This is a genomic window from Mesorhizobium sp. B2-3-14 (assembly GCF_006442175.1).
Classification (GTDB): Bacteria; Pseudomonadota; Alphaproteobacteria; order Rhizobiales; family Rhizobiaceae; genus Mesorhizobium; species Mesorhizobium australicum.
The window spans coordinates 1-26,196 of the sequence record NZ_VFVP01000014.1 but is presented as its reverse complement, the minus strand read 5'-3'; the positions used below and the strand labels follow the sequence as shown (position 1 = coordinate 26,196).

Genomic DNA, 26,196 nt, shown 5'->3' with positions numbered 1-26,196 from the left:
GCGGCGTGCGCTCTTGGTGCGCATCGTTCTCCCAAAACCTAGACACTTTTGGGCGACACGCACGACGATAACCCGCGAAGCCGCGCTTCACGAGTCCTCAGGCGAGGGATAGCTGAAAAAGGCCGCGAAAGCAGCTGATTTTTGACCGGAAGGTCAAAACCAGCTTTCTGGGAGACGCGCTGGCCTCATCCGACGAAGGCGCGTTCGACGACGAAGCTCGAGGGATGGCTGAGCGAACCTTCCTGGAAGCCGAGGCTTTCGGCCAGCTCCTTGACGTCCTTCAGCATGTGCATCGAGCCGCAGATCATGATGCGGTCGGTTTCGGGATTGAGCTTTTCGATGCCGAGGTCGCGGTAGAACTTGCCGGAGCCGATCAGCGCGGTGATGCGGCCCATGCGCGCCGACACTTCGCGGGTCGTCGAATTGTAGAGCGTGACGCGCCCAGTGGTCAGCTCGCCGATCAGCGGGTCGCTTTCGAGCGCCGCCACCAGCTCCTGGCCGTAGATCAGCTCGGCATTGTCGCGGCAGGTGTGGGTCAGGATCAGCTGATCGAATTTCTCGTAGGTGTCGGGGTCGCGCAGCAGGCTTGCAAAGGGCGCGATGCCGGTGCCGGTCGAGATCATGAACAGGCGCTTGGCCGGGGTCAGCGCGTCGACAACCAGCGTGCCGGTCGACTTCTGGCGCATGATGACCGTGTCGCCGACCTGGATCTTCTGCAGTTCCGAGGTCAGCGGGCCGTCCGGCACCTTGATCGAGAAGAATTCCAGCTCTTCGTCCCAGGCCGGGCTGGCGACGGAGTAGGCGCGATATACCGGCTTCTCGGCATTGGGCAGGCCGATCATGACGAATTCGCCCGAGCGGAAGCGCAGCGACTGCGGCCGGGTGATGCGGAACGAGAACAGCCGGTCGGTATAGTGTTTCACCGAGACGACGGTCTCGGCATAGACGTTGGCCGGAATCGGAAACTGTAGCGGACGGGCTTCAGCGGTGTTGAACGCGGGCGTGGTGTTCATCGATTCCAACCTTCTCGCCCAATGAGAGACGCGGGCGCCAAAACCTTCCCGTGCGCGCCCGAACCATTCAGGTTCCGGCATGCCATGCACGCCACCGAAGCGGTAAGCTCTTGTGTGCGGAATTTATTAGTATACAAACGATATTTGCGTCAAGATGCCGCCGTAAAACACGTTTCCAAACTGCGGCATATCCGTAGTCTCAGCATTTCGGGTTTCGACAATGAAAGAGAATTTTTCGGTGCAGCCGCCGGATTCCCTGGGCAGCGTCGTCGCCGGCATCGATGTCGGCGGAACCTTCACCGACCTGCTCCTGATCGACGGCAAGGACGGTGGCAAGGTGTATCTGGCCAAGACCCCGACCACTGTCGACAACCAGGCCTTTGGCGTGGTTGCGGCGCTTGGCGCCACCGGCTTTCCGATCGAGGGAATCGGCCTCATCGTGCATGGTACGACCACCACCACCAATGCGGTGCTGGAGCGCCGGCTGGCCAAGACCGGCATGATCACCACGCGCGGTTTTCGCGACGTGATCGAACTCGGCCGGCGGACGCGGCCGCAACCCTATGGCATGACCGGAACCTTCGTCCCAATCATTCCGCGCAACCTGCGCCTCGAAGTGTCGGAGCGCGTCGAGGCGTCGGGTGCGGTGCGCACGCCGCTCGATGAAGCCGAGATGCGCGAGGCGGTACAGGCGCTCATCGCGGCCGGTTGCGAATCCCTCGTCATCCATTTCCTCCACTCCTATGCCAACCCCGCGCATGAGCGGCGCGCGGCCGAGATCGCCGCCGAAGCCTGGCCGAACGGCTACATCACGTCAGGCCACGCGCTGCTGTCGGAAGCGCGCGAATTCGAGCGCGGGGTGACGGCCTCGGTCAACGCTTCGGTGCAGCCGATCCTGGAGCGCTATGTCGAGCGGCTACGCAAGGAATTGGCCGACAAGGGCTATGCCCGCGACTTCCTGATCATGAACGGCAATGGCGGCATGATCTCGGCCCGCTTCGTCACACGTGAATCGGCCAAGACGGTCATGTCGGGCCCCGCCTCCGGCGTTATCGCCGCCGCCTATACGGGCAAGCGCGCAGGCTTTGAAAACCTCGTCACCTACGACATGGGCGGCACCTCGACCGACGTGGCGCTGATCCGCAACGCCGAACCGGCGGTCTCGAACGAGATCGAGATCGAATATGCCATGCCCATCCATGTGCCGATGGTGGCGGTGCACACGGTGGGCGCCGGCGGCGGCTCGATCGCCCGCGTCGATGCGGCCGGCCTGATCCAGATCGGCCCGGAAAGTGCCGGCGCCAATCCCGGCCCGATCTGCTATGGGCGCGGCGGCACCGAGCCGACGATCACCGACGCCAACCTCGTGCTCGGCCGGCTGGCGCCGAAGAAGCTGCTCGCCGTCGAAAACCCGGTCACACCGGAGCGCGTCACCAGGAGTTTCGAGGACAGGATCGGCAAGGCAACCGGCCTGTCGGGTGTCGAGGCGGCGGGCGCTGTCCTCAGGCTCGGCAACATGAAGATGGCCGGCGCCATCCGCATGGTGTCGGTGTCGCGCGGCCATGATCCCCGCGATTTCGCGCTGTTCGCCTTCGGCGGCGCCGGGCCGCTGCATGCGACGGCGCTCGCGCGCGAACTCGGCCTGCCCAAAGTGCTGGTGCCGGCGCGGCCCGGCATCACCAACGCGCTCGGCTGCGTCGTCGCCGATCTGCGCCATGACTTCGTCAACACCATCAACCAGCCGGTGGCCGTGCTGGACGAAAGCCAGCTTCACCAGGTACTGGAACGGCACCGGAACGAAGGCGAGGAGCTGATCGCCAAGGAAGCGGTGAAGCCGGAAACGATCCGCGTCACCCACTCCGCCGACATGCAGTTCGTCGGCCAGACCCACATCATCAACGTGCCGCTTCCGTCCGCGTCGGTGACCCGGAGCCAATTGCAGGCGTTGTTCGAGAAAGCCTATTTCGCCCGCTTCAAGGTGGAACTGCCGGAAATCCGCGCCAACCTCGTAAACCTCAACACCTCGGTCACCGGCGTGCGACCGGCGATCGACCTGTCGCGGCTGATCGACCCGGCCGGGCGGGCAAGGACGCTCGACGCGGCGCGGCGCGAGATCCGACCGGTCTGGTACGCCGGGCGTTGGCACGACACGCCGGTTTACAGCAGGGAAAAGCTGCCGCTCGATGCAGTCATCGAAGGGCCGGCGATCCTCGAACAGATGGATGCGACCACCGTGCTCGAACCCGGCGACCGCGCGCGCTCGGATGCAGACGGCAACATCATCATCGACATTGGCGAGGCCTGACATGTCAGTGGATAGCGCAAAGCTCGACGCCATCACGCTTTCGGTGCTCCAGGCCGCTTTGCAGCAGGTCTGCGACGAGATGGACCTGACCTTTTCCCGCGCCGCCTTCTCGCCTGTGATCGCCGAGGCCAATGACCGCTCGGACGGCATCTATTCCGCCATTGACGGTTCGCTGATCGCGCAGGGCAGTCAGGGCCTGCCGGTGTTTGTCGGCGTCATGCAATATTCGACCAGGACGGTGATCGAGATGATTGCCGACGGCCGCTGCCTGGCCCCGGAGCCGGGCGACATCTACATCGTCAACGATCCCTATCTCGGCGGCACGCATCTGATGGACGTGCGCTTCGCCATGCCGGTCTACCGCGGCGGAAAGATCTTCTGCTGGCTGTCGAACACCGGCCATTGGCCCGACATCGGCGGCTCCGTGCCCGGCGGCTTCTCCGCATCCGCGACCGCTGTCGAGCAGGAGGGTCTGCGGCTGCCGCCGGTAAAACTGTTCAAGAAGGGCATGCTCGACCCTGAAATCTACGCCATCATCTGCTCCAACATCAGGGTCGCCGACCAGCGCATCGGCGACATCCGGGCGCAGGCCGCCGCGCTGTTGATCGGCCAGGACAGGCTCAATGGAATCCTGGATCGTTACGGAGACAAAACCGTTGTCGAGGCGATCGCCGAGCTACGCCGCCGCGCCGCCGAGCAGATGCGCGCCAATATAGCGGCCATTCCCGATGGCACCTACCGCTCCAAGGCTTTTGTCGATTCCGACGGGGTGGTCAACGAACCGCTGACCATAGCGCTCGCAGTCGACAAGAAGGGCGACACGCTGACCTTCGATTTTTCAGGTTCGTCAAAGCCTTGTGCGGGACCAATGAACAGCGTGCTGGCGACGACCCTGTCCTCGGTTTATCTCGCCATGCGCCACATCTTTCCGGACGTGCCGATCAGCGCCGGCGCCTTCGAGCCGCTCGAGGTCAAGCGGCCGGAAGGCACTTTCCTCGACGCCAAATATCCCCGCCCCGTGTCCGGCTGTGCGGCGGAAGTGTCGCAGCGCATCGCCGAGGCGGTGTTCGCGGCTATGGTGCAGGCGTTGCCCGACAAGGTGACGGCGGCCCCAGCCGGCTCCAGCGGCAATTTCGCGCTCGGCGGCAACGATCCGGCGCGCGGCCGCGACTACGTCATGTACCAGATATCCGGCGGCGGCTATGGCGGCAATTCGGGGCATGACGGGCTGACCAATGGCTGCTCGACCATCGGCATTTCGAAGTCGCCCCCCGTCGAGATCATGGAGCAGGCCTTTCCGGTGCTCTATCGCCACTATGCCTTGCGCGAAGGCTCGGGCGGCGCCGGCAAGCATCGTGGTGGTTTTGGCCTCGCCTATGAGGTCGAGATCCTGCGCGGCGAGGCGCGCGCCTCCTTTGTCATGGACCATGGCCGTTTCGGTCCGCAGGGCGCCCTTGGCGGTCGGGATGGCGAGCCCAACAGCGTGACCGTGTTCCGCAACGGCGAGGAGCATGTGCCGCCGCACCTCTCCAAGGAGCAGGACATCCCACTGAAGGCCGGCGACCGCGTGCGCGTCGGCACGCCGGGTGGCGGCGGCTATGGCGATCCGCGTGAGCGCGATCCGGAACTGGTCGCGCGGGACGTCCAGCTTGGTTATTACACGACGGAGCAAGCTAGGGCTCTGTTCGGGGCCGCGGCACAAGGAACCTGACCGGACGCGGACTGCCCCGCGCCGTGATCGCCGCGGCACATGTCGTTTCCGTCTCCGCCGGGAGCATGAAAGCCCGTAGACTTCGCCGGTCAACGGAGATCTGGACCATGCGTCTTTTCGGTCGTTTCGTGCTTGCCGCTTCCGTAGCTTTTGCGCTCGCAACCGGTGCTGCTTCCGCCCAGGAGAAAAAGCTGAGGCTCGGTACCGAGGGTGCTTATCCGCCCTTCAACCACGCCAATGCCGATGGCACGCTCGGCGGTTTCGACATCGATCTCGGCAAGGCGCTGTGCGCGCAGATGAAGGTCGAATGCGAGTTCACCGTACAGGATTTCGACGGCTCTATTCCGGCGCTGCAGGCCGGCAAGTTCGATGCCATCATCAACATCACCATCACGCCCGAGCGGGCTGAAAAGGTCGAGTTCACCCACAAATACTACCAGACGCCGCCGGCCATCGCGGTGCCGAAGGACTCGGCCATCGCGGGCACCTCGCCGGACGACCTGAAAGGCAAGGTGCTGGGCGTGCAGAGCGCCACCATCCACCAGAATTTCGCCGAGCAGAAATATTCGGGCTCGACCGTCAAGGCCTACCCGACCGGCGACGACGCCCGCACCGACATGGCCAATGGCCGCCTCGACGCGATGATGGACGGCTCGATCATCCTCACCGAATGGCTGAAGAAGCCCGACGGCGCCTGCTGCAAGCTGCTCGGCACGCTGACGGCCGATCCGGCCATTCACGGCCCGGGGGTCGGCATTGCGCTGCAGAAGGGCAACAAGGAACTGGCCGACAAGTTCAACGCGGCAATCGACGCGCTGCGCGCCAACGGAAAGTACAAGGAAATCAACGACAAGTATTTTTCATTCGACGTCTACGGGAGTTGATCCCGGTACCAATCGAGCTCGGCGGCGCCACCCGGCGCTGCCGATTTTTTATGAATGATGGAGATTTTCGTGGCTGAGCGGCGCTCCCCTTTCTACAGCAGCATCGTCGGGCTGGGTGCGGCCATGGGTCGGGTCGGCGGCGATTTCATCTCGGCCAAATATTACTCCGGCATCGCCGACGAACATTTGAATACGCGTAAAAATGCCGGCGTGCAGGACCTCAGCACCATGGGCAAGATGGACATCAAGGGTGCCGACGCCGAGGCGCTGGTCAACCATGTCATTGTCAATGACGCCGCGGCGATGAAGCCGGGCCAAGTACGCTATTCCACCGTCTGTCGGGAGGACGGCGGCATCATGGACGACCTCACCGTGTTCCGGCTGGGCGCGGAGCATTTCATGCTGGTCACCGGTTCGGTCAACCGCCTCAAGATGCTGCCCTGGCTCCAGCATCATGCGCAAGGGCGCAGGGCCTATGTCACCGACATCACGGCCGCCGTCGCCTTCCCGACCATCCAGGGCCCACGCTCGCGCGATCTCTTGAAGGCGATGATTTCGGACGCTGATCTCGACGGATTGAAGCGCTGGGCCTTCACATCAGGCCATATCAACGGAACGCGGGTCCTGATCTCCCGTACAGGCGTGACCGGCGAACTCGGCTTCGAGCTGTTCGTGCCGGCCGACGAGGCGACCTCGGTTTGGGACGCGCTGATGCGCACTGGCCAAGCTTTCGGCTTGAAACCCTATGGCGTGCTGGCCATGTTCACGCTCGGCCTGGAAAAGGCCTATCCCGCGCACGGCATCGACATGGACGAGACGCGCACGCCGTTCCATGTCGGCCTCGACCGCTGGATCAAGTTCGATAAGAGCGATTTCATCGGCCGGGACGCGCTGCTCAAGGTGCGCGACAAGGGCCTCGACGAGCGCTGGACCGGGCTGGTCCTCGACGGCGACAAGCCGGCCGCGACGGATGCACGGGTGATGGCCGACGGTGAGGACGCCGGCGTGGTCACCTACAGCGACCACGGCTATTCCTTGGGCAAGGTGCTGGCGACAGCGCATTTGCGGTTGCCGTTCACGGGCGTTGGAACAAAGCTCAGCATCGCTATCGACGGCAAACCGACCCGCGCGGTGGTGGTGCCGATGCCGTTCTTCGACCCGGAAGGGGCGAGGCTGAGGGGCTAGCGCGGCTTGTTGCTTTGAGGGCCGGTATTCATCCATCGGGTATGCCGACAGCAAGCAGGTCTCTCCGAAGATCCTCCAGGATTTTGGGGTCGCGATACGGATCGATTAAAATGGTGTTTACAGTCGCACCGGGCCTTGCTGCCAGACACTGCCTAGCTGCCTGAGCAGCGAGATGCCCGTCGCCCATTCTCCAATGACAGACCGCTAGAAACGCATAGGCCCAAAATGCATAGGAATGGAGATTCCTGTAGGAGGCTATCGCCTCCGGATACCGCCCGAGAACCAGAAGAACTTGTCCGCGTAGGTCCCAGAACCAGTCGTAGTTCAGGGGATCACGGGCGATACAGACGTCCAGATCGGACAAAGCTTCCTCATGTCGACCGAGGTAGCTCCAGCACAAGCCCCGTATTGCTCTCGCGCGGGTTTCGTTCGGATTAAGGTTCACACCCTGCTCGAGATGCAGCAACGCCTCTTCCAAATGTCCCATGAAGATGAGCGTGTGACCCACCGCTGTATGGCTCCATGCCTGTTTCGGCTCGAGTTTTAGAGCACGGTGACCGTGGGCAAGAGCGATCTTGAGCGTGTTTCCGTCTCCCTCAAGCAGCCATTTGCTTGTGAGTACAGTCGCCATCATCGCATGGATGGTAGCGACATTCGGGTCGAGCTCAATCGCCTTGGCAAGATAGGGCTCTGCTTCCAGGGTTGTGTCATAGCGAACCATCAGGACGCGAGCCTGGAGATACAGATCGTAGGCATCGAGCTGGGTGATCGGAAGGCGCCGTATCTTCTCCACACCCGAAGTTCGGATTGTGCCGACGACAGTGATAGCGACACTTCTGGCGATCTCTTCCTGGAGCTCGAAAATGTCCGTCAGCTCCCGATCGAATCGATCGGCCCAGATTTGATTGCCGGATCTGGCCTCTATGAGTTGCGATGAGATTCGGACTCGGTCGCCGGCACGGCGAATGCTACCCCGAAGCAAATAGTCGACGGACAACTGCTTCGCGATGGTGACGGCGTCGACGATCTTTCCCTTGAACACAAAGGAGGAGTTTCGCGCTATGAGATGAAGTTCGCCGAATCGTCCCAGTTCGGTGATGATATCCTCGGTGACGCCGTCGCTGAAGTATTCCTGGCTGGCGTCGCTGCTCATGTTCTCGAATGCAAGAACCGCAACGACTGGCACGTGGCCTGATGCGCCACGGGTTTGCTGTGTGGACGTATCGTCCATGCTCCTGCGCAATTGCCGAAGCTCGTCACCAGGCTCCACGTTCAGTTCGCGCTTCAGCAACAGCCTGCACGTCTCATACCGCTTTATAGCGAGCGCGGCCTCGCCCAAGGCGATATGCGCCCGCATCAACACGACATGAGACGGCTCCCGCAGCGGATCAAGAGCAACCAGCCTTTCGGAAATAGCAATGCGCTCGGTACCGCTCACCGATTCAGCCAAGGCTTGGAACACATCGATTGCGCGTAAGGACAGGTCGGCGCGGACTTCGCGCAGCCAATCCTCGAAAGTGTTGTCTGACGTGCTCAACCCGTCAAGAAAAGGGCCGGCATAGAGGGTGGTAGCCCGCCGAAGCTCGGCCACGTCACGGCTCGCGGACGCAGCGACGAATTCAGTGACGTCGACGGCGAACAATTTCGGGTTGAGCGCGATGCGATCCCCGACCAGGACCAAGGCATCTGCTCCCGACCCGGCAAAGTCTTTGCGAATAGCAGCCAGGGCCTGCCGCAGGCTGTTTCTCGCCTGCTCCTCACCTCGATCGCTCCACAGAAGAGCAGCCAGCTTGTGACGTGTCGCCTCCTGGTTCGGCGCTACCGAGAGAATGCCCAGAAGTGCTCTATTCTTCTTGGCGGGCATCTCCAAGGGTTTTCCCTGCGGCGATGTCAGGTGAAAACCACCAAGCAGATCGAGCCGCACCAGGCTCATCGCGATATACTCTGAATTTCTGCTTTTTTCGCGGTATTCACGAGCTTTTCACAGGCGTCTCACGCCTCGCATCCGATGTTGCCTCTCGCAGCTAACAACATCTGAGAGGAAACTCCAATGTCCATTGATACAGAGGTCTTGGGAAAGGCAGCCGAAACGCTCACGAACGAGATGCCGAAGCGGCGCAAAGCCCACCTTGGCCGTTTCTTGTACAGCATAGCAGAGGCATATGCCTCTGCGACCTGGAAGGCCTATGGGGCGGCTGTTGGTCTCGGTACGAATAGTCCCGGAGGTCAACCTGGCGACGACGTGGGCAAATACTGAACTTCCTCGTCCAACGCCGTGACGCAGACCTCGTCCAAGCCACGATCGGCGATCTCTTGTGGTTCAGAGGCACCGCTACAGGCCAGTATGGGAGCCAACGTCGCCCAGATCGTCGGCAGTCATCAACCTCTTCGATCCAGCCGCGCCACCAGCCGGTCACCGACCCACTGGACGCCGCAGACCAGGATGGTCAGCACGATCACCACGGCGATCATCACCGACGTCTCGAAGCGCTGGTAGCCGTAACGGATGGCAAGGTCGCCGAGGCCGCCGGCACCGATGGCTCCTGCCATCGCCGAGGCGCCGACCAGCGTCACCAGCGTCACGGTGAAGCCGGCAACGATGCCGGGGAGCGCCTCGGGCACCAGCACTTCGCGGATGATGGTCCAGCGATTGCCGCCCATGGCGCGCGCCGCCTCGATCAGTCCGTGGTCGACTTCGCGCAATGACACTTCGGCGATCCGCGCATAGTAGGGCGTGGCGGCGATCGACAGCGGCACGATGGCCGCCCATGTGCCGATCGAGGTGCCGACGATCAGCCGCGTCACCGGGATCAGCGCCACCAGAAGGATGATGAACGGCACCGAGCGGAAGCCGTTGATCACGGCGCCGAGCACGCGGTTCACCCAAGGGTTTTCGGCGATGCCGCCGCGTTCGGTGGCAATCAGGGCCAGCCCGAGCGGCAGGCCGAACACCAGCGAGATCAGGCCGGAGGCGGCCGTCATCAGCACCGTCTCCCAGATCGATCGCAACAGAAGCTCAAACAGGACCGGCGACATGGCCAAGCACCTCCACCCGCGCCTGGCGGGATTTCAGGAATGTGATGATTTCTGCGAGATGGTTCGCATCGCTGCCGGGAACGGAAATGAACAGCGTTCCGACCGGCTGCTGCTGGATGTGGTCGATGCCGCCATGGACGAGGCGGAAGGGACCGGGCACGGCGGCCGCAAGGTCGGACAGCAGCGGCTCGCGCGCCGCCTCGCCCGCCACGTCGACGCGCAAGACCGTTTCGGTGCCGGCTCCCGGCAGCAGCCGCGCCGCCAGCTCCGGCGGAAGTTGCGGCCGGATGGTCCCGAGCAGGCGTCTTGTAATGTCCGATTGCGGATCGGCAAATACCGACCAGACCGGCCCTTCCTCGACGATGCGCCCGGCGTCGATCACCGCCACGCGGTCGGCGATCGAGCGGATCACCTCCATCTCGTGGGTGATCAAAAGGATGGTCAGGCCAAGCTGGCGGTTGATATCCTTCAGCAGGGCGAGAATGGAGCGCGTCGTCTCCGGGTCGAGTGCCGAGGTCGCCTCGTCCGACAGAAGCAGTGCTGGCCGCGCGGCAAGCGCTCGGGCAATGCCGACGCGCTGTTTCTGGCCGCCGGACAGCGAAGCCGGATAGGCTTTTGCCTTCTCCGACAGGCCGACGAGATCGAGCAGCTCCGCCGCCCGCTTCAGCCGCTCCGCCTTCGGCCGGCCCTCGATCTTGAGCGGCAACGTCACATTGTCCTGGACGGTCTTGGCCGACAGCAGGTTGAAATGCTGGAAGATCATGCCGATGCGCCGTCGCAGCGGCTGCAACTCGCGCTCGCCAAGTCGGCTGATCTCGCGACCTTCGATGAACACCTCGCCGGTGTCAGGCCGCTCCAGTCCGTTCAGGCAGCGGATCAGGGTGGACTTGCCTGCACCGCTGCGGCCGATGATGCCGAGAACCTCGCCCTTGCGCACCGTCAAGGAAATGCCGTCGAGCGCCGCCGTCTGGCCGAAGCGGCGCTTCAGGTCGACAAGGCGCACCACGTCCTGCGTGGCGGCCTGATCCGCGGCCTCGGTGGTTGCGATAAAATGCTGGTTCATGGGCAGGTCCCGAAACGCGATCGCGGCCCGCGCATCGCGCGGACCGCTTAAGCTGTCAAAGGCACGTCGGTGCCCGCATAACTCAATAGGCGCTGAGGCCGGTGCCCTTGTAGACCTTGTCGAACTCGGCCTTCACAGCCTCGTTCTGGTAGGACGCGACCAGCGTCTTCACCCAGGCCTCGTCTTCATTGCCGACCTTGACCGCGATGAAGTTGCGGTACGGATTGTCCGCGATCGGCTCCTGAGCGATGCGGTTCTCCGGCGTCAGGCCGCTCTTCAGCGCCCAGTCGGTGTTGACCACGGCGGCGTCGAGATCCTCGACCGAGCGGCCGACGATGCCGGCATCCAACTCCTTGATCTCGACCTTTTTCGCATTTTCGGCGATGTCGGCGGTGGTGGCGAGAATGCCGGTGCCATCCCTGAGCTTGATCACGCCCTCATTCTGCAGCACGCGCAGCGCCCGGCCTTCGTTGGACGGGTCGTTCGGCACGCCGATCACCGCGCCCTCCGGCAGATCGGCAACCTTGGTGTACTTCTTGGAGTAGAGGCCGATCGGCCACACGCCGGTATAGCCGACACGCACGATGTGGTAGCCCTGCGTCTTGATCTGGTTGTCGAGATAGGGCTGGTGCTGAAAGGCGTTGGCGTCGAGCTCGCCGCGCTCCAGCGCCTCGTTGGGCTGGGTGTAGTCGTTGAACACCACGGTCTCGATGCTGAGGCCCTTTTCGGCTGCTTGCGCGACGACGACACGCCAGACATCCTCGTCCTCGCCGCTGATGATGCCGACCTTGATCGCCTTCTTGTCCTCGGCCAAGGACGCATGCGGCGCCATCAGGCTGCCGATCGCGACGGCCGACGCGAACAGCAGAGCGAGGCCGCTGCGGCGGGTGAGGGGTGACCGTGGGGAAGAGGGCAAAGTGTTGTTGGGATCGGACATGATTGATCTCTGCGATTGTGAAGTCATGGCAGCAAGGCGGATTGCCGAGGCTTGTTCACATCGTCAGAAATTCTACTGATTTTATCAAAGAACGTGTTTCGCCGTTCTCGGCAAAGCCGGGAATATTCTCTCAAAAAACTCAGGGATGTGAGCACAGGACGCCGCCGGGTCGACCATGACGGCGCCGCGCCGCCATCCGGAGATGTCGGGAAGGCAGTCAAGTTTTCAACGAGCCCGCCTCTGCCGGCGGGCTGCGCAAACATCTCATACGGTCGATTTGAGCTTCGAGGACATCGCCCGAAAATGATGGACGGCCCTCGTTGGCTGCCGGGTTCATCCACGGCGAAGTCAAAAAGCTTTGCGGCTTGCTCAGCCACTTTTTCGTGAAGCTGTGCGGGTTGATCCGACCGCTGGCTTGCCTAGGTAGAGAGGGCGGCCGGGCGCCACGCGATCTCAATAACCGGTATGACATTTTCCTGCATTCGAAAGCTTGCCCTTTCTGGCCTCCTCGTCGTCATCCAGTCCTCCTGCGTCGTTCCCGACGACACGTCGCGCATCGCCAAGGTCGATCCAACGGCGGCTGCGGCACGCAAGGAGATGGTCGGCCTCAGCGAAGCCGATGTTCGAATGTGCGCGGGATTTCCGACCGCCACCGCGGATGTCGGCCAGTTCGGGCAGATCTGGGCCTATAAGCGCGTCGTCCAGCGCGGCAATCTCAGCGTCGTCGTTCCTGCCTTGGCCGTGGGGGCGATCCCGACGGTCGGCGGTTCCGTCAATGTCGCTCCCGGCGGTTACTGCGACACGCAGGTTCGCATGGTCGGCGGCCGTGTCGCCGAAGTTGCCTACGCCGGCGACAACAACCTGCCGAACAAGCGCGACGCGCTTTGTGTCAGCACCGTGGATGCCTGCGTGGCCTATGCCCGCCAACACAGGCCGGCGGCCAGATAGCGGCAGCGGATTTCGCGGGAACCAGCGATGGCCGGACACTCGGTGTTTGACGCGGATGGCGTTGAGGGCTTGACTGACCCGCCGGACCGAATACGCTAGGGCAAAATACCGGCTCTGATCGCCGGGCGGCAAATATGCCTCGTATGCCTCGCCCTTGCGGCGCTGGCTGCGGGGCATTGTCATTTTGGGGATCGGTTTGAAACGGCGCATCGAGATCGGCATCCTCTATTCCCGCTCGGGAAGCTATCAGCTCGTCTCCGACGCGTGCCGGATGGGCGCCATGCGCGCCATCGCCGACATCAACGCCGACAGGAGCTCAGGCATCGAACTGGTGCCGGTCGAGCGCGACCCGCAAAGCAATGCCGACCGTTACGCGACGCTGTGCGAAGACATCTTCAGGACCAGCAGTGCACGCCATGTCGTCGGCTGCGTCACCTCCTGGAGCCGCAAGGAGACAATCCCTGTGCTGGAGAAGGCGGGCGGCATGCTCTGGTACGCCTGCCCCTATGAGGGCTTCGAGGCCAACGAGCATGTCGTCTACATGCACGCTTGTCCCAACCAGCATCTGGTGCCGCTTATGGCTCATGTCGTGCCGCGCTTCGGCGCCAACGGTTTCCTGCTCGGGTCGAACTACATCTGGGGCTGGGAGATGAACCGTGTTGCGCGCGACCTCATCGCCGATGCCGGCGGCAAGGTGCTGGGCGAGCGCTATCTGCGCATCGGCGAGACCGACGTGTCGCGGCTGATCGCCGAGATACGCGCGACGCGACCGAACTTCATCCTCAACAACCTGATCGGCACCTCGTCCTATGCCTTCCTGGCGGCCTATCGTGATCTGGCGGGCGAGGATGCGGCTTTCAGTCCTGAATCTTGCCCGGTGATCTCCTGCAACCTGACCGAGGGCGAACTGCCGGCGATCGGCGAAACGGGCAAGGGTCATCTGTCGGTCGGACCGTATTTCGCGCCGCGGCCGGCCGCCTTCGCGTCGTCCTTCGAAGCCTCCGCCTATGCCTCGGTGCAGGTAATGGCCGACGTGCTGTCGCGCGATCCCGACGCCGGCCCGGCGGAATTTTCCAAGGCCTTCGCCGAGCGGCGCTTCTCCACGCGGCTCGGCCCGATCGCCATCGACGCCCATTCCCAGCACGCCACGCTGCCTGTCATCATCGGCCGGATCGCGGACGGCTATTTCGAAGTCGTCAGCCGGCAGCACGAGGTCGCGCCGGACCCGTACCTGTCGCGCTATGACCCCGCAAAGACATTCGGCCGGCCGCGCTTGCGGGTGGTGTCGTGACCAGAACCCCGCGCATCCCCAATCTCGGCGGCGCCAGGGCCTTTGTCCTGCATCGCCCGCACCCGACGACGCAAGCGATCACCAGGCAGTTGTCGGCCATCGGCCTTGTCACCGTGGGTTGCTGGCCGGAACTGGCACCGGAGGCGCTGGCCGCCGACTTCGTCTTCTTCGACGCCGATCTCGGCTTCGACGAGCAATTCCCCTGGAAGCCGGGCGAGGCGCCGATGCCGCTGGTGGCGCTGATCGGCTCCGAGGCGCCGGGCCGCATCGAATGGGCGCTGTCGCACAAGGCCGACGCCCAGCTCCTGAAGCCGGTCGGCAATGCCGGCGTCTACAGCGCGCTGCTGATCGCGCGCCAGAGTTTCGAGGCGAGAAAACATTTAGCCGGCGAAATTGCCGCATTGCGCCAGCGGGTCGCCGAACGCCAGACCGTCGTGCGGGCTGTCTCGGCTTTGTCGAAAGGCGGCGACGACGACCGCGCCTATGCACAGCTGCGCTCGCTGGCAATGAGCTGGCAGATCAGCGTCGAGGACGCCGCGCGCCGGATCGTGGCGATGATGGAGGAAGCCAAGACCGGGGAAGCCAGGACCGGGGAAGACCACATCGGAGATGAGAGCGGCGATGACCAGCCCCATCGCGCCTGATCTCATGGCAGGGCGCATGCCGGCCAGACCGCGCGCCGGTGTCTGGCGCCGGCTGGTCAAGCGCCGCCTGGCGCTGCTCGGCCTGGTTATCGTCGCCATTGTCGTTGCCGGTGCGATCCTGGCGCCATGGCTGACCGGCTACGATCCCAACGAACAGATGTTCGACGGTCTCACCATCGAGGGCTCGCCTCTGCCGCCGAGCGCGAAATTTTGGCTGGGCACCGACCTGCTCGGGCGTGACCTGTTGACCCGCATCCTCTACGGCGCGCGCACCTCGCTGATCATCGGCATCGTCGCCAACGGCGTCGCGCTTTTGATCGGCACGCTGGTCGGCGTCACCGCCGGCTATTTCCGCGGCTGGATCGGCGGCGCGCTGATGCGCTTCACCGATTTGATGATGGCGTTTCCGGCGCTGCTGCTCGCCATCTGCCTGGCGGCGGTGTTCCAGCCGAGCCTGTGGATCGTCGCCATGGTCATCGCGCTGGTCAACTGGGTGCAGACCGCCCGCGTCGTCTACACCGAGACCTCGTCACTCGCCGAACGCGAGTTCATCGATGCCGAACGCACCATCGGGGCCGGCGCGCCGCGCATCCTGTTTCGCCACATCCTGCCGCATCTCCTGCCGACCATCATCGTCTGGGGCACGCTCGGCATCTCGACCACGGTGCTGCTCGAGGCCACGCTCTCCTTCCTCGGCATCGGCGTGCAGCCGCCGACGGCGTCATGGGGCAATATCATCTTCGAGAACCAGACCTATTTCCAGGCGGCACCCTGGCTGGTGTTCTTCCCCGGCGCCGCGATCCTGGCCCTGGCGCTGGCCTTCAACCTGATCGGCGACGCGCTGCGCGACATTCTCGATCCGACGCAAAGGGGCCGGGCATGATCGCCTATCTCGGCCGCCGGCTGATCCAGTCGCTGCTCATCCTGCTCGGCGTCTCGCTGATCACCTTCGCGCTGCTCTATCTCCTGCCCGCCGATCCGGTGCGCCAGATCGCCGGCCGCAGCGCCACGCCGCAGACGGTCGAGAACATCCGCCAGCAGCTCGGCCTCGACCAGCCCTTCGTCGTCCAGTACTGGCACTATCTGACGAAGCTCGTCAGCGGCGATCTCGGCCGCTCCTACATCCAGCGCTCGGAGGTGACCGAACTCATCGTCTCGCGGCTGCCGGCGAGCCTGCTTCTGATGGTCGGGGCCATCCTGTGCGAGCTGCTGATCGGCCTCTCGATGGGCCTGATCGCCGCCGTCAAGCGCGGCACCGCCACCGACCAGACCCTGATGGTCGCCTCCTTCATCGGCGTCTCGGCGCCGCAATTCGTCGTCGGCCTGCTGCTGCTCTATGTCTTCGCGGTCAGATTGAGCTGGTTCCCGATCGGCGGCTATGGCACATGGCGCCATCTCGTGCTGCCGTCGCTCACCATGGGCATCCTCGGCGCCGGCTGGTACGCGCGCATGATGCGCTCGTCGATGATCGACGTGCTGCGCCAGGACTACGTCCGCACCGCGCGTGCCAAGGGCCTGGCTCGGGGCGCCATCATTTTCCGCCATGCGCTGCCCAACGCCATCCTGCCGGTCGTCGCCATGATCGGCATCGACATCGGCATCTTCATGGGCGGCATCGTCGTGGTCGAAAGCGTGTTTGGCTGGCCCGGCATCGGCCAGCTCGCCTGGCAAGCCATTCAGCGCGTCGACATCCCGATCATCATGGGCGTCACGCTGGTCTCGGCCTTCGCCATCGTGCTCGGCAATCTCCTGGCCGACATCATCGCGCCCTTCATAGATCCCCGCATCAAGCTCAGATGAACCAGAAAACAAACAGAGAAAGGGAACAGGACAATGAAGAAGTTTCTCGCATCGACCGTCGCGGCATCGGCGCTGGCGCTGATGCTCGGCATGACAAGCGCCCGCGCCGAGGACACCGTCGACCCGAACGCCAAGCAGGGCGGCGCCATCACCATCACCTACAAGGACGACGTCGCGACCCTCGACCCGGCCATCGGCTATGACTGGCAGAACTGGTCGATGATCAAGAGCCTGTTCGACGGCTTGATGGACTACGAGCCCGGCACCACCAACCTCAAGCCCGACCTCGCCGAAAGCTACGAGATTTCGCCCGACGGCAAGACCTTCACCTTCAAGCTGCGCCATGGCGTGAAGTTCCACAATGGCCGCGAGATGACCGCCGAAGACGTGAAATATTCGCTCGACCGCGTCACCAATCCGAAGACGCAGAGCCCCGGCGCCGGCTTCTTCGGCTCGATCAAGGGCTATGACGATGTCGCCGCCGGCAAGGCCGAGACGCTTTCCGGCGTCACCGTCGTCGACCCCTACACTGTCAAGTTCGAGCTGACCCGCCCGGACGCCACCTTCCTGCATGTCATGGCCATCAACTTTTCCCATGTCGTGCCGAAGGAAGAGGTCGAGAAATACGGCGCCGATTTCGGCAAGCATCCGGTCGGGACCGGCGCCTTCAAGCTGGCGGAATGGACCCTTGGCCAGCGCATCGTGTTCGAACGCAACGCGGACTATTGGCACAAGGGCCTGCCGCATCTCGACAAGATCACCTTCGAGATCGGCCAGGAGCCGATCGTGGCGCTGCTGCGCCTGCAGAAGGGCGAGATCGACGTGCCCGGCGACGGCATTCCGCCGGCCAAATTCCAGGAGGTGATGGCCGATCCCGAGCAGAAGGCGCGTGTCGTCGAAGGAGGCCAGCTGCACACCGGCTATGTCACCATGAACACCACCATGGCGCCGTTCGACAATGTGAAGGTGCGACAGGCTGTCAACATGGCGCTCAACAAGGCGCGCATCATTCAGATCATCAACGGCCGCGCCGTGCCGGCCAACCAGCCGCTGCCGCCGTCGATGCCCGGCTACGACAAGGCGTACAAGGGCTACCCCTATGACGTTGCCAAGGCCAAGGCGCTGCTGGCCGAGGCCGGTCATCCCGATGGCTTCGACACGCAATTGTTCGCCATGAACACCGACCCCAACCCGCGCATCGCCCAGGCGATCCAGCAGGACCTGGCGGCGATCGGCATCAAGGCCAGCATCCAGTCGCTGGCCCAGGCCAACGTCATCGCCGCCGGCGGCGACAAGGCCGGCGCGCCGATGATCTGGTCGGGCGGCATGGCCTGGATCGCCGACTTCCCGGATCCGTCCAACTTCTACGGCCCGATCCTCGGCTGCGCCGGTGCGGTACCGGGCGGCTGGAACTGGTCGTGGTATTGCAACAAGGATCTCGACGCCAAGGCGGCCGAGGCCGATTCGGTGGTCGACCCGGCCAAGGCCGCCGAGCGCGACAAGATGTGGAGCGCCATCTACGACAAGGTGATGGAGGACGCCCCCTGGGCGCCGGTCTTCAACGAACAGCGCTTCACCATGAAGTCGGCCCGCATGGGCGGCGCCGACAACCTCTATGTCGACCCGGTCCATATCCCGATCAACTATGACAATGTGTACGTAAAAGATGTGCAATAACTGCGACTACACCATCCACGGGCGCCATCACCATTTCGGCTGGGACAATTCGTTTGTCCCGGCTGAGCGGCTGGCGCCCGGCTCGACCATCGAGTTCCAGTGCCTGGATTCCTCGGGCGGCCAGTTGCAGCCCGGCAGCACCGTCGCCGACATCGCCAAGCTCGACTTTGGCCAGATCAACCCGGTCACCGGGCCGATCTTCGTCGAGGGCGCCGAGCCGGGTGACGCGCTGAAGGTGACGATCGAGATGTTCAAACCGTCCGGCTTCGGCTGGACGGCGAACATTCCCGGTTTCGGCCTGCTCGCCGACGATTTCCAGGAGCCGGCGCTCAACATCTGGAAATACGATGCCGCCTCGCTCGAGCCGGCGTTGTTCGGCAAAAACGCCCGCGTGCCGCTAAAGCCATTCGCCGGCACCATCGGCAACGCGCCGGCCGAAATGGGCCACCACTCGGTGGTGCCGCCGCGCTGCGTCGGCGGCAATCTCGACATCCGCGATCTCGCCGCCGGCACCACGCTCTATTTGCCGGTGGAGGTGGCGGGCGCGCTGTTCTCGGTTGGCGACACGCATGCCGCGCAAGGCGACGGCGAGGTCTGCGGCACGGCGATCGAAAGCCCGATGAACGTCGTGCTGAAACTCGACCTGGTGAAAGATGCGCGGCTGAAAACGCCGCGCTTCACCACGCCGGGTCCGGTGACACGCCATCTCGACGCCAAGGGCTACGAGGTGACGACCGGCATCGGGCCGGACCTGATGGCGGGCGCGAAGGAGGCCGTGGCGCAGATGGTCGACCTGCTCGCCGGCCGCTACCAGATCGACCCGGTCGAAGCCTACATGCTGGCCTCGGTCTGCGGCGACCTGCGCATCAGCGAGATCGTCGACATGCCCAACTGGGTGGTGTCGTTCTACTTCCCGCGCTGCGTGTTTGAATGACAGGTCAGCGTCTAGGCACCCCCCTCTGGCCTGCCGGCCATCTCCCCCGCAAGGGGGGAGATCGGATCGCGCTTGGGCTTTCGCCAATCGTCACCGTTGGAAGAGAGGCGGGGCGTGGGAACTGCCAATCTCCCCCCTTGCGGGGGAGATGCCCGGCAGGGCAGAGGGGGGTGTGCCGGAGTAAATCCCTTTCCGGGCTGCCTCCCCAATGACCTCAACTCCCGAAACCATCCTCACCATCGCCAACCTCTGCGTCTCCGTGCGCGGCGAGGAGGGCTCCCGCGAGGTCGTCTCCGACCTGTCGCTGACACTCAAGCGTGGCGAGACGCTCTGCATCGCCGGCGAATCCGGCTCCGGCAAATCGATGACCGCGCTTGCGATCATGCAGCTCCTGCCGCAGCCCGCCGCGCGTATCTCGGCCGGCACCATCCACCTTGGCGCCACCGAGCTGACCGCCCTCGACGAACGCCGGATGCGGCGGGTTCGCGGCGACCGCATCGCCATGATCTTCCAGGAACCGATGACCTCGCTCAACCCGGTGCTGTCGATCGGCCGGCAATTGACCGAATCCATCGAGGCGCACACCAGCCTGTCGCGGGACGAGGCCCGCCAGCGCGCCATCGAGGCGTTGAAGGCGGTGCGCATTTCGGAGGCCGAAAGCCGGCTAAGGCAATTTCCGCACGAGCTCTCCGGCGGCATGCGCCAGCGGGTGATGATCGCCATGGCGCTAGCGCTGGAACCGGACGTGCTGATCGCCGACGAGCCGACCACCGCGCTCGACGTCACCGTGCAGGGCGAGGTGCTGGAACTGCTGCGCGACCTGCAGCAGAAGCACGGCACCAGCGTCATCCTGATCACCCACGACATGGGCGTTGTCGCCGAAATGGCCGATCGCGTCATCGTCATGCGGCATGGACGCATGGTCGAGGAAGGCAAGACGTCGGACATTTTCGCCCACCCGCAAGCCGAATACACGCGCGAGCTGCTGGCCGCAGTGCCGCGCATCGGCAGCGGCGCCGGCCGTCAGAAATCTAGGGAAGCCGAAGCCGCAACGCCGGCGAAGGTCGCCGAGGTCACCGATCTCCACGTCCGCTTCGACTTGCGCGGCGGCGTCTTCGGCCGGGTCACCCGCCGCGTTCACGCCGTCGAGGGCGTCAGCTTTTCGATCGCGCCCAACGAAACGCTGGCGCTGGTCGGTGAATCCGGCTGCGGCAAGTCGACCACCGCCAAGGCGCTGGCCGGGCTGGTGCCGTATAGCGGCGACATCGTCGTCGGCGGCCGCAATTTGTCCGGCCTCGGCCGGGACGAGCGCAAGGCGGTGCGCCGCGACGTGCAGATGATCTTCCAGGACCCCTACGCCTCGCTCGACCCGCGCATGCGCGTCGGCGACCTTGTCGCCGAGCCGCTGCTGATCCACGGCATCGCCTCGAAGGAACAGCGCCGCGAGCGCGTCGCCGCGCTGTTCGATCGCGTCGGCCTGTCATCGGACCAGATGGAGCTTTACCCGCACGAATTTTCCGGCGGCCAGCGCCAGCGCGTCTGCATCGCGCGTGCGCTGGCGCTCAGGCCAAAGCTGATCATCGCCGACGAGAGCGTCTCGGCGCTGGACGTCTCGGTGCAGGCGCGCGTGCTCGACCTCCTGAAGGAATTGCAGCGCGAATTCGGCGTCGCCTATCTCTTCATCTCGCACGACATGGCGGTGGTCGAGAATATCTCCGACCGTGTCGCCGTCATGTATCTGGGCCAGATCGTCGAGATGGGCACACGCGACCAGGTTTTTTCCAACCCCCGCCATCCCTACACCAGGCGCCTGATCGAAGCCGTGCCGGTGCCGGATCCGGCGCGTCGCCGAAGCCGTTTCGCCCGCCTCGACCAGGAAATCCCCAGCGCCACCCGCCGCATCGGCGAGGCGCCGCTGAAACTGGCGCTCAGCGACGTCGGCAACGGCCATCTCGTCGCCGCCGAGGGCTGAGGCCATCCGGGCCCAGACAAGCTCGGTCTGCGGCAGGTCGAGCTTCACATAGTCGTGTCGCACGCCATGGGCCGTCTCGCCGTCATGAAATCCGGGGCCGCCCCTTGCCCTTCCGCCTCATTTTCCTAATGTTGCATAGTGCTTGCGGATGACGATCGTAGGGGGCGGGCGGATTCATCCACATTGGGAGGAAGTAAACTCATGAAGCTACGCTATGTCGTTTCCGCCGCGCTTCTCGCGGCCACCACTATCCCCGCCTCGGCCGCCGAGATTTCCGATGGCAAGGTCAAGATCGGCATCCTCAACGATCAATCCGGCGTCTACGCCGATTTCGGCGGCAAATGGTCGGTCGAGGCGGCCAGGATGGCGGTCGAGGATTTCGGCGGCAAGGTGCAGGGAGCGCCGGTCGAGATCATCAGCGCTGACCACCAGAACAAGCCCGATATCGCCTCCAACATCGCCCGCCAGTGGTATGACACCGAGCAGGTCGACGCCATCATGGAGCTGACGACCTCTTCGGTCGCGCTCGCCGTGCAGGGGATTTCCAAGGAAAAGAAGAAGATCGACATCGTCACCGGTGCGGCGACCACCGACCTCACCGGCAAGCAGTGCTCGCCCTACGGCTTCCACTGGGCCTATGACACCCACTCGCAGGCGGTGGGCACCGGCGGCTCGCTGGTGCAGCAGGGCGGCGACAGCTGGTTCTTCGTCACCGTCGACTATGCGTTCGGCTATTCGCTGAAGGAGCAGACCGCCAAGTTCGTCGAGAGCCATGGCGGCAAGGTGCTGGGCGAGGTGCGTTATCCCCTCGGCGCGACCGACTATTCGTCCTTCCTGCTGCAGGCGCAATCTTCGGGCGCCAAGGTCATCGGGCTGGCCAATGCCGGCCTCGACACCTCCAATTCCATCAAACAGGCGGCCGAATTCGGCATCGTCCAGGGCGGCCAGCGCCTGGCGGCGCTCCTGTTCACGCTGGCCGAGGTGCATGGGCTCGGGCTGCAGGCGGCGCAGGGCGTCGTGCTGACCGAGGGCTATTATTGGGACCGCGACGACAAGAGCCGCGAATTCGGGCAGCGCTTCTTCAAGCGTACCAACCGCATGCCGAACATGATCCAGGCCGCGACCTATTCGGCGGTGACGCAGTATTTGAAGGCGATCGACAAGGCCGGCACGGACGAGACCGAAGCGGTCGCCAAGCAACTCCATTCGCTGCCGGTGGACGACGCCGTCATCACCGGCGGCAAGGTCCAGGCCGATGGCAACATGGTCCACGACATGTATCTCTATCAGGTCAAGGCGCCCAGCGAGAGCAGCAAGGATTGGGACTATTACAAATACCTCGCCACCATCCCCGGCAAGGAGGCGTTCCTGAGCGAGAAGGACAGCGGCTGCGCGACGGCCGCCCAGTGACCGGCGCGGCCACGGTGCCGCCTGATCTGAACGCGGAAGAGCCGCGGGTGGTGCTTTCCGCCCGGGGCCTGCGGCGTGACTTTGCCGGCTTCGTCGCCGTCAGGAATGTCGATCTCCATGTCCGCCATGGCAACATCCATGCGCTGATCGGCCCCAACGGCGCCGGCAAGACGACCGTTTTCAACCTGCTGACCAAATTCCTGGCGCCGACCAGCGGCAGGATCGAACTGCTCGGCCACGACATCACCCGCACCTCGCCGGCCAAAGTGGCGCGCATGGGGCTGGTGCGCTCGTTCCAGATATCGGCGATCTTTCCGCACCTCAGCGTGCTCGACAATGTACGCATCGCGCTGCAGCGGTCGGCTGGGCTCGGCATCCAGTTCTGGCGCTCGCTGGCGGCGCTCGACCGGCTGACGCCGCGTGCCATGGAACTGCTGCGGTCCGTCGGCCTCGACGATGCCACGAACAGGCTGGCCGGCGATCTTTCCTATGGCAGGAAACGCGTGCTGGAGATCGCCACGACGCTGGCGCTGGATCCCAAAGTGCTGCTGCTCGACGAGCCGATGGCCGGCATGGGCCATGAGGACGTGGCCACGGTTTCCGCCCTCATCCGCTCGGTGGCGAGCGACCGCGCGGTTCTGATGGTCGAGCACAATCTGACCGTGGTGGCCGATCTCTGCGACTGGATAACGGTGATGCAGCGCGGCGAGGTGCTCGCGGCCGGCGACTACGCCACCGTCAGCCGCGACGAGCGCGTCAAGGTGGCCTATATGGGCACCGCCGATGACTAGCGCTTCGCCCCTGCTCGCGGTCCGCGGCCTCAATGCCTGGTATGGCGAGGGCCATGCGCTGCACGGCGTCGACCTCGAAGTGTTTGCCGGCGAGACGGTCACATTGCTCGGCCGCAACGGCGTCGGCAAGACGACGACGCTGCGCGCCATCATGGGCCTGATCCGCCGGCGCACCGGCAAGGTCGTTTTCGACGGCGCCGACCTGATGCGGCTACCGCTGCACCGCACCGCGCACCAGGGCATCGGCTTCGTGCCGGAGGAACGCGGCATCTTCTCGACGCTGACCGTCGACGAGAACCTGGTGCTGCCGCCGGTCGTCGCCCCGGGCGGCATGAGCGTCGAGGAAATCTTCGATCTGTTCCCCAATCTGAAGGAGCGGCGCAACAGTCCCGGCACGCGGCTGTCGGGCGGCGAACAGCAGATGCTGGCGATCGCGCGCATGCTGCGGACCGGCGTCAAGATGCTGCTCTTGGACGAACCGACCGAGGGCCTCGCGCCTGTCATCGTCCAGCGCATCGGCGAGCTGCTGGCGACGCTGAAGCAGCGCGGCATGACCATCCTGCTGGTCGAGCAGAATTTCCGCTTCGCCAGCCGTGTCGCCGACCGTTTCTACCTGATGGAGCACGGCAAGGTCGTGGCCGGGTTTCCCACCGGCGAACTGGCGGACCGCATGACGCTGCTCCACGAAATCCTGGGTGTATGATGGCGCCATGACGATGATCTTCGGCATCCCCGTCCAGGCATTGCTCGGCCAATTGCTGGTCGGGCTGATCAACGGCTCCTTCTACGCCATGCTGAGCCTTGGTCTGGCCGTGATTTTCGGCCTGCTGCGCGTCATCAACTTCGCCCATGGCGCCCAGTATATGCTGGGCGCCTTCATTGGCTATCTCCTGCTCACCCATCTCGGCATCGGCTATTGGCCGGCGCTGGTCCTGGCGCCGCTGATTGTCGGCATCTTCGGCGTCGTGGTCGAGCGCCTGGCGCTGTCGCGGCTCTACGACACCGATCCGCTCTACGGCCTGCTCTTCACTTTCGGCCTCGCGCTCGTGCTCGAAGGCATCTTCCGCTACTATTACGGCGTGTCGGGAAACCCCTACGCCGTGCCGCCGCTGCTGGCCGGCGGCACCAATCTCGGCTTCATGTTCCTGCCCATTTATCGCGGCTGGGTCGTGGTCGCCTCGCTGATCGTCTGCTTCGGCACCTGGGCGCTGATCGAGAAGACCAGGCTCGGTTCCTATCTGCGCGCCGCGACCGAGAATCCCCGCCTCGTCCAGGCCTTCGGCGTCAACGTGCCGTTGCTTTTGACCCTCACCTACGGCCTCGGCTCGGCGCTGGCCGGGCTCGCCGGCATCCTGGCCGCGCCGATCTACCAGGTCAGCCCGCTGATGGGATCGGATCTCATCATCGTCGTCTTCGCGGTCGTCGTGGTCGGCGGCATGGGCTCGATCCTCGGCGCCATCGTCACCGGCTACATGCTTGGCCTCGCCGAGGGCCTGACCAAGGTTTTTTACCCCGAGGCCTCCAACCTGGTGGTCTTCGTCATCATGGCGATCGTGCTTTTGGTCCGGCCGGCCGGCCTGTTCGGAAAGGACGCCTGAGATGGCGGAGGAGACATCCGACATGGCCGGGCTTTCGCTGCGCGAGGCATCGGCCAAACCCTCGCCAAGGCTCGAATGGGTGCTGGTCGGGCTCGGCATAGCGGCGCTGCTGGCGGCCCCGTTCTTCGTCTACCCGATCTTCCTGATGAAGATGCTGTGCTTCGCGCTGTTTGCTTGCGCCTTCAATCTCCTGCTCGGCTACACCGGCCTGTTGTCTTTCGGCCACGCCACCTTCTTCGGCGGCGCCGCCTATTTCACCGCGCACGCCGTCAAGGTCTGGGGCTGGCCGCCGGAAGCCGGCATCCTGCTCGGCATGGCGGGCGCCGCACTGCTCGGCCTCGTCATGGGTTTCTTCGCCATTCGCCGGCAAGGCATCTATTTCGCCATGATCACGCTGGCGCTGTCGCAGATGTTCTTCTTCTTTTGCGTGCAGGCGCCGTTCACGCAAGGCGAGGACGGCATCCAGGGCGTGCCGCGGGGCGTCCTGTTCGGTGTCCTCGACCTCAACGCCCCGATGAACATCTATTATTTCGTGCTTGTCGTGGTCCTTCTCGGCATCTTCGCCATCTGGCGCATCGTCAATTCGCCCTTCGGCATGATCCTGCGCTCGATCCGCGAAAACGAGAACCGCGCCATTTCGCTGGGCTATTCCGTAGCCGGCTACAAGCTCGCCGCCTTCGTTATGTCGGCGGCGCTGGCCGGGCTCGCCGGTTCGCTGAAGGCGATCGTCTTCCAGTTCGCCACCCTCACCGACGTCACCTGGCAGATGTCGGGCGAGGTCATCCTGATGACCCTGCTCGGCGGCATCGGCACCATGGTCGGCCCCATCATCGGCGCCAGCCTCGTCGTCGGCCTGGAAAACACGCTCGCCACGTCAGGTTTCCCCGTGACCATCGCCACCGGGCTGATCTTCATGGTCTGCGTGCTGGTGTTTCGGCGCGGGATCGTCGGGGAGGTTTATGCGCGGGTGCTGGGGCGGGCGGGGAAGGGGTGACTT

Annotated in this window: 22 protein-coding genes; 17 read left to right on the top strand and 5 right to left on the bottom strand. The window is 64.3% G+C overall.

What is annotated here, in order from left to right; all coding sequences use genetic code 11:
* Nucleotides 1–185: 185 nt before the first annotated feature.
* A complete protein-coding gene (locus tag FJ950_RS26380) occupies nucleotides 186–1,013 on the bottom strand; it encodes a ferredoxin--NADP reductase (RefSeq protein WP_140619757.1) in 828 nt (275 codons plus the stop codon).
* A gap of 220 nt (nucleotides 1,014–1,233) precedes the next feature.
* Here FJ950_RS26380 and FJ950_RS26375 point away from each other — a divergent pair, with 220 nt between their 5' ends.
* The 4 genes from FJ950_RS26375 to FJ950_RS26360 all read left to right on the top strand — a co-directional run bounded on the left by FJ950_RS26375 (nucleotide 1,234) and on the right by FJ950_RS26360 (nucleotide 7,098).
* Nucleotides 1,234–3,318: a hydantoinase/oxoprolinase family protein gene (locus FJ950_RS26375; RefSeq protein WP_140619755.1), complete on the top strand. Its 2,085-nt coding sequence runs from the start codon at nucleotides 1,234–1,236 to the stop codon at nucleotides 3,316–3,318.
* A gap of 1 nt (nucleotide 3,319) precedes the next feature.
* Nucleotides 3,320–5,029 carry a hydantoinase B/oxoprolinase family protein gene (locus FJ950_RS26370; RefSeq protein WP_140619753.1) on the top strand — a complete coding sequence of 570 codons (1,710 nt, stop codon included), beginning with the start codon at nucleotides 3,320–3,322 and terminating at the stop codon, nucleotides 5,027–5,029.
* Between the two features lie 107 nt (nucleotides 5,030–5,136).
* Nucleotides 5,137–5,913: an ABC transporter substrate-binding protein gene (locus FJ950_RS26365; RefSeq protein ID WP_140619751.1), complete on the top strand. Its 777-nt coding sequence runs from the start codon at nucleotides 5,137–5,139 to the stop codon at nucleotides 5,911–5,913.
* A gap of 54 nt (nucleotides 5,914–5,967) precedes the next feature.
* The gene (locus FJ950_RS26360; RefSeq protein WP_140619750.1) at nucleotides 5,968–7,098 is read left to right on the top strand and encodes an aminomethyltransferase family protein; all 1,131 of its coding nucleotides are present in this window, start codon (nucleotides 5,968–5,970) and stop codon (nucleotides 7,096–7,098) included.
* A gap of 28 nt (nucleotides 7,099–7,126) precedes the next feature.
* Here FJ950_RS26360 and FJ950_RS26355 read toward each other — a convergent pair whose 3' ends face one another.
* The 4 genes from FJ950_RS26355 to FJ950_RS26340 all read right to left on the bottom strand — a co-directional run bounded on the left by FJ950_RS26355 (nucleotide 7,127) and on the right by FJ950_RS26340 (nucleotide 12,134).
* Complete coding sequence (locus FJ950_RS26355; protein WP_140619748.1) at nucleotides 7,127–9,031, bottom strand: BTAD domain-containing putative transcriptional regulator; 1,905 nt, start codon at nucleotides 9,029–9,031, stop codon at nucleotides 7,127–7,129.
* Nucleotides 9,032–9,477: 446 nt separating this feature from the next.
* Entirely contained in the window at nucleotides 9,478–10,134 is a 657-nt protein-coding gene (locus FJ950_RS26350) for a methionine ABC transporter permease (RefSeq protein WP_140619746.1), read from the bottom strand.
* On the bottom strand, nucleotides 10,115–11,197 hold the full coding sequence (locus FJ950_RS26345) for a methionine ABC transporter ATP-binding protein (protein ID WP_140619744.1): 1,083 nt from the start codon (nucleotides 11,195–11,197) through the stop codon (nucleotides 10,115–10,117). The genes FJ950_RS26350 and FJ950_RS26345 overlap by 20 nt, the downstream gene beginning before the upstream one ends.
* An 82-nt stretch (nucleotides 11,198–11,279) precedes the next feature.
* Nucleotides 11,280–12,134 carry a MetQ/NlpA family lipoprotein gene (locus FJ950_RS26340; RefSeq protein WP_140619742.1) on the bottom strand — a complete coding sequence of 285 codons (855 nt, stop codon included), beginning with the start codon at nucleotides 12,132–12,134 and terminating at the stop codon, nucleotides 11,280–11,282.
* A 465-nt stretch (nucleotides 12,135–12,599) separates the two neighbouring features.
* On the opposite strand from FJ950_RS26340, the gene FJ950_RS26335 reads away from it, so the two are divergent.
* The 13 genes from FJ950_RS26335 to FJ950_RS26270 all read left to right on the top strand — a co-directional run bounded on the left by FJ950_RS26335 (nucleotide 12,600) and on the right by FJ950_RS26270 (nucleotide 26,193).
* A complete protein-coding gene (locus tag FJ950_RS26335) occupies nucleotides 12,600–13,082 on the top strand; it encodes a hypothetical protein (RefSeq protein WP_140619740.1) in 483 nt (160 codons plus the stop codon).
* Nucleotides 13,083–13,278: 196 nt separating this feature from the next.
* On the top strand, nucleotides 13,279–14,373 hold the full coding sequence (locus FJ950_RS26330; RefSeq protein WP_015314631.1) for a transporter substrate-binding protein: 1,095 nt from the start codon (nucleotides 13,279–13,281) through the stop codon (nucleotides 14,371–14,373).
* On the top strand, nucleotides 14,370–15,017 hold the full coding sequence (locus FJ950_RS26325) for an ANTAR domain-containing protein (protein WP_140619738.1): 648 nt from the start codon (nucleotides 14,370–14,372) through the stop codon (nucleotides 15,015–15,017). The genes FJ950_RS26330 and FJ950_RS26325 overlap by 4 nt, the downstream gene beginning before the upstream one ends.
* Nucleotides 14,995–15,900: an ABC transporter permease gene (locus FJ950_RS26320; RefSeq protein WP_140619737.1), complete on the top strand. Its 906-nt coding sequence runs from the start codon at nucleotides 14,995–14,997 to the stop codon at nucleotides 15,898–15,900. The genes FJ950_RS26325 and FJ950_RS26320 overlap by 23 nt, the downstream gene beginning before the upstream one ends.
* Entirely contained in the window at nucleotides 15,897–16,817 is a 921-nt protein-coding gene (locus tag FJ950_RS26315) for an ABC transporter permease (protein WP_015314628.1), read from the top strand. The genes FJ950_RS26320 and FJ950_RS26315 overlap by 4 nt, the downstream gene beginning before the upstream one ends.
* Before the next feature lie 33 nt (nucleotides 16,818–16,850).
* Nucleotides 16,851–18,494 (top strand): ABC transporter substrate-binding protein, encoded by a 1,644-nt coding sequence (locus tag FJ950_RS26310; RefSeq protein ID WP_015314627.1) that lies wholly within the window; start codon nucleotides 16,851–16,853, stop codon nucleotides 18,492–18,494.
* Nucleotides 18,484–19,428, top strand: a complete 945-nt coding sequence (locus FJ950_RS26305) for an acetamidase/formamidase family protein (RefSeq protein WP_140619735.1) — start codon at nucleotides 18,484–18,486, stop codon at nucleotides 19,426–19,428. The genes FJ950_RS26310 and FJ950_RS26305 overlap by 11 nt, the downstream gene beginning before the upstream one ends.
* A gap of 208 nt (nucleotides 19,429–19,636) precedes the next feature.
* Nucleotides 19,637–21,400 (top strand): ABC transporter ATP-binding protein, encoded by a 1,764-nt coding sequence (locus FJ950_RS26295; RefSeq protein WP_140619732.1) that lies wholly within the window; start codon nucleotides 19,637–19,639, stop codon nucleotides 21,398–21,400.
* Nucleotides 21,401–21,601: 201 nt separating this feature from the next.
* The gene (locus FJ950_RS26290; RefSeq protein WP_140619730.1) at nucleotides 21,602–22,810 is read left to right on the top strand and encodes an ABC transporter substrate-binding protein; all 1,209 of its coding nucleotides are present in this window, start codon (nucleotides 21,602–21,604) and stop codon (nucleotides 22,808–22,810) included.
* Complete coding sequence (locus FJ950_RS26285; RefSeq protein ID WP_181171444.1) at nucleotides 22,807–23,601, top strand: ABC transporter ATP-binding protein; 795 nt, start codon at nucleotides 22,807–22,809, stop codon at nucleotides 23,599–23,601. The genes FJ950_RS26290 and FJ950_RS26285 overlap by 4 nt, the downstream gene beginning before the upstream one ends.
* The gene (locus FJ950_RS26280; RefSeq protein WP_015314622.1) at nucleotides 23,594–24,304 is read left to right on the top strand and encodes an ABC transporter ATP-binding protein; all 711 of its coding nucleotides are present in this window, start codon (nucleotides 23,594–23,596) and stop codon (nucleotides 24,302–24,304) included. Before FJ950_RS26285 ends, FJ950_RS26280 begins: the two co-directional genes overlap by 8 nt.
* A gap of 7 nt (nucleotides 24,305–24,311) precedes the next feature.
* Complete coding sequence (locus FJ950_RS26275; RefSeq protein ID WP_140619728.1) at nucleotides 24,312–25,199, top strand: branched-chain amino acid ABC transporter permease; 888 nt, start codon at nucleotides 24,312–24,314, stop codon at nucleotides 25,197–25,199.
* 1 nt (nucleotide 25,200) lies between these two features.
* The gene (locus FJ950_RS26270; protein WP_181171442.1) at nucleotides 25,201–26,193 is read left to right on the top strand and encodes a branched-chain amino acid ABC transporter permease; all 993 of its coding nucleotides are present in this window, start codon (nucleotides 25,201–25,203) and stop codon (nucleotides 26,191–26,193) included.
* The last annotated feature ends 3 nt before the right edge of the window (nucleotides 26,194–26,196 follow it).

Bases quoted from the DNA above. Each gene is read 5' to 3' on its own strand.
- FJ950_RS26380 (WP_140619757.1), bottom strand. From the start codon at position 1,013: ATGAACACCACGCCCGCGTTCAACACCGCTGAAGCCCGTCCGCTACAG.
- FJ950_RS26360 (WP_140619750.1), top strand. From the start codon at position 5,968: ATGATGGAGATTTTCGTGGCTGAGCGGCGCTCCCCTTTCTACAGCAGC.
- FJ950_RS26280 (WP_015314622.1), top strand. From the start codon at position 23,594: ATGACTAGCGCTTCGCCCCTGCTCGCGGTCCGCGGCCTCAATGCCTGG.
- FJ950_RS26345 (WP_140619744.1), bottom strand. From the start codon at position 11,197: ATGAACCAGCATTTTATCGCAACCACCGAGGCCGCGGATCAGGCCGCC.
- FJ950_RS26270 (WP_181171442.1), top strand. From the start codon at position 25,201: ATGGCGGAGGAGACATCCGACATGGCCGGGCTTTCGCTGCGCGAGGCA.
- FJ950_RS26365 (WP_140619751.1), top strand. From the start codon at position 5,137: ATGCGTCTTTTCGGTCGTTTCGTGCTTGCCGCTTCCGTAGCTTTTGCG.
- FJ950_RS26320 (WP_140619737.1), top strand. From the start codon at position 14,995: ATGACCAGCCCCATCGCGCCTGATCTCATGGCAGGGCGCATGCCGGCC.
- FJ950_RS26340 (WP_140619742.1), bottom strand. From the start codon at position 12,134: ATGTCCGATCCCAACAACACTTTGCCCTCTTCCCCACGGTCACCCCTC.
- FJ950_RS26295 (WP_140619732.1), top strand. From the start codon at position 19,637: ATGACCTCAACTCCCGAAACCATCCTCACCATCGCCAACCTCTGCGTC.
- FJ950_RS26315 (WP_015314628.1), top strand. From the start codon at position 15,897: ATGATCGCCTATCTCGGCCGCCGGCTGATCCAGTCGCTGCTCATCCTG.
- FJ950_RS26335 (WP_140619740.1), top strand. From the start codon at position 12,600: ATGACATTTTCCTGCATTCGAAAGCTTGCCCTTTCTGGCCTCCTCGTC.
- FJ950_RS26275 (WP_140619728.1), top strand. From the start codon at position 24,312: ATGACGATGATCTTCGGCATCCCCGTCCAGGCATTGCTCGGCCAATTG.
- FJ950_RS26290 (WP_140619730.1), top strand. From the start codon at position 21,602: ATGAAGCTACGCTATGTCGTTTCCGCCGCGCTTCTCGCGGCCACCACT.
- FJ950_RS26310 (WP_015314627.1), top strand. From the start codon at position 16,851: ATGAAGAAGTTTCTCGCATCGACCGTCGCGGCATCGGCGCTGGCGCTG.
- FJ950_RS26370 (WP_140619753.1), top strand. From the start codon at position 3,320: ATGTCAGTGGATAGCGCAAAGCTCGACGCCATCACGCTTTCGGTGCTC.
- FJ950_RS26375 (WP_140619755.1), top strand. From the start codon at position 1,234: ATGAAAGAGAATTTTTCGGTGCAGCCGCCGGATTCCCTGGGCAGCGTC.
- FJ950_RS26350 (WP_140619746.1), bottom strand. From the start codon at position 10,134: ATGTCGCCGGTCCTGTTTGAGCTTCTGTTGCGATCGATCTGGGAGACG.
- FJ950_RS26355 (WP_140619748.1), bottom strand. From the start codon at position 9,031: ATGAGCCTGGTGCGGCTCGATCTGCTTGGTGGTTTTCACCTGACATCG.
- FJ950_RS26305 (WP_140619735.1), top strand. From the start codon at position 18,484: ATGTGCAATAACTGCGACTACACCATCCACGGGCGCCATCACCATTTC.